Source organism: Aquabacterium sp. (assembly GCF_021768455.1).
Classification (GTDB): domain Bacteria; phylum Pseudomonadota; class Gammaproteobacteria; order Burkholderiales; family Burkholderiaceae_C; genus Aquabacterium.
On record NZ_JAIZVX010000266.1, the window covers coordinates 1 to 2,242 of the forward strand.

A 2,242-nucleotide genomic window follows, 5' to 3' on the forward strand; every position below is an offset into this window, starting at 1 on the left:
GACGTGGCTGCCCCGGAGAGGAAGGACGTTCCCAGACCCATGGCGGGTTCCCTGATGTTTGGTTGTGGCTCGATGGCCGTTTAGCCAGGGATTCTCAGGGCGGAGCCAGGGGCTTGGCCCACCCCGCATGGGTGAGGCTGAAACAGCTTGCAAAGATCGCGAACGCCGATCACTCAGGCCTTGAGGTACTCGGACTTCTGCCCCAGCCAGCGCGCCACATGGCGCTCGGCCACATGGGGGTGGCGGGCGAGCAGCAGCTCGGCAGCCCGGCGGGCATCGGCCACCAGGGCATCGTCTTCATTGAGGTCGGCGAAACGCAGCAGGGCGGCACCCGACTGGCGTGCGCCCATGAACTCGCCCGGGCCGCGGATGTCGAGGTCCCGGCGGGCGATCTCGAAACCGTCGGTGGTTTCGGCCATGGCCTTCAGCCGCTGCTTGCCCGAGTCCGACAAAGGCGAGCCGTAGAGCAGCACGCACACGCTGGCGACGGCACCACGACCCACACGCCCGCGCAGCTGGTGCAGCTGGCTGAGCCCGAAGCGCTCGGCGTGTTCGATCACCATCAGGCTGGCATTGGGCACGTCCACCCCGACTTCGATCACGGTGGTGGCAACCAGCACCGACAGCGCGTTGGCGGCGAATTTCGCCATCACTTCGGCCTTTTCGGCGGCCGGCAGACGGCCGTGCAGCAGGCCCACGCCCTGTCCGGCGCCGGCCAGGGTCTCGCTGAGCTCTTCGTGGGTCTGGGTGACGTTGCTGAGGTCGAGCGGGGGTCGCTTGTTGCTGTCGCGCCCGGCGGCCTGGTCGGCGGCCAGGTCGGCCTCTTCGGTTTCGTCGATCAGGGGGCAGACCCAGTAGACCTGGCTGCCGCGGGCCACCTCGTCGCGGATGCGTTCGATCACCTCTTCGCGGCGGCCGTCGCTGAAGACCTTGGTGACGATGGGCGAACGGCCCGGGGGCAGCTCGTCGATGGTGCTCACCTCCAGGTCGGCCAGGTAGGTCATGGCCAGGGTGCGGGGGATGGGCGTGGCGCTCATCATCAGCAGGTGGGGCTCGAGGTCGCCGCTCTCCAGCTTGGCCCGCAGCTGAAGGCGCTGGGCCACGCCAAAGCGGTGCTGTTCGTCGATCAGGGCCAGGCCGAGGCGGGCGAACTGCACCTGGTCCTGGATGACGGCATGGGTGCCCACCACCAGCTGGGCCTCGCCCGAGGCCACGGCGGCCAGCTGCTCGCGTTTGGCCTTGGCCTTGAGGCTGCCGGTGAGCCAGGCCACCTTGACGCCCAGGGGCTCCAGCCAGCCCACCAGCTTGCGGAAGTGCTGTTCGGCCAGGATTTCGGTGGGCGCCATGAGGGCGCATTGCCAACCGGCGTCGATGGCCACGGCCGCGGCAATGGCGGCCACCACCGTCTTGCCCGAGCCCACATCACCCTGCAGCAGGCGGTGCATGGGCTGGGGGCGGGCGATGTCCTGCGCGATTTCTTCGCACACCCGCTGCTGGGCGCCGGTGAGCGCAAAGGGCAGCACACCCAGAAGCCTGTCCTGCAGGCCCTGAGGGCGGGCGACCAGGGCGGGCGCCTTGAGGTGGGCGCGCTCGGCACGGGCCTGGCGCTGCGAGATCTGCTGGGCCAGCAGCTCTTCAAACTTGAGGCGCTGCCAGGCCGGATGGCTGTGGTCTTCAAGGGTGGCCACGGCCACTTCGGGGCTGGGCTGGTGCAGGAAGGTCAGGGCCTCACGCAGGCTGGGCCAGTGTCGGCCCTGGGATGGCAGGGCCTGGGGCGGGATGAGGTCGTCCAGCGGGGCGCGGCGCAAGCCGGCTTCCACGGCCTTGCGCAGGTAGAGCTGGGGCAGGCCGGCGCTGGTGGGGTAGATGGGCGTGAGCGATTGGGCCAGCGGCGTGTCTTCGGTCACCACTTTGACGGTGGGGTGCACCATCTCGCGGCCGAAAAAGCCCAGTTTGAGCTCACCCCGCACGCGCAGGCGCACACCCAGGCCCCAGGTCTTTTGCTGGGATCCATAGAAGTTGAGGAAGCGCAGCAGCACCTCGCCACTGCCGTCGTGCAGCTTGACGATGAGCTGGCGGCGGCCACGGGCCTCGATGCGGTTTTCGCGCACGATGCCTTCCACCTGCACGGTCTCGCCATCGCGGGCGTCGCGCAGGCGGGTGAGGCGGGTTTCGTCTTCGTAGCGCAGGGGCAGGTGCAGGGCCAGGTCGATGTCGCGACGCAGGCCGAGCTTGTCCATGG

At 69.1% G+C, this 2,242-nt stretch carries 1 protein-coding gene; it reads right to left on the minus strand.

Annotated features, from left to right (window positions below):
* Nucleotides 1–173: 173 nt before the first annotated feature.
* Nucleotides 174–2,240, minus strand: coding sequence for an ATP-dependent DNA helicase RecG (gene recG / locus QZ994_RS19575; RefSeq protein WP_290877693.1), 2,067 nt, complete (start codon nucleotides 2,238–2,240; stop codon nucleotides 174–176).
* Nucleotides 2,241–2,242 lie beyond the last annotated feature (2 nt).

What these genes read in the sequence shown, in the direction of transcription:
- recG (WP_290877693.1), bottom strand. Translation starts at nt 2,240, where the DNA reads ATGGACAAGCTCGGCCTGCGTCGCGACATCGACCTGGCCCTGCACCTG.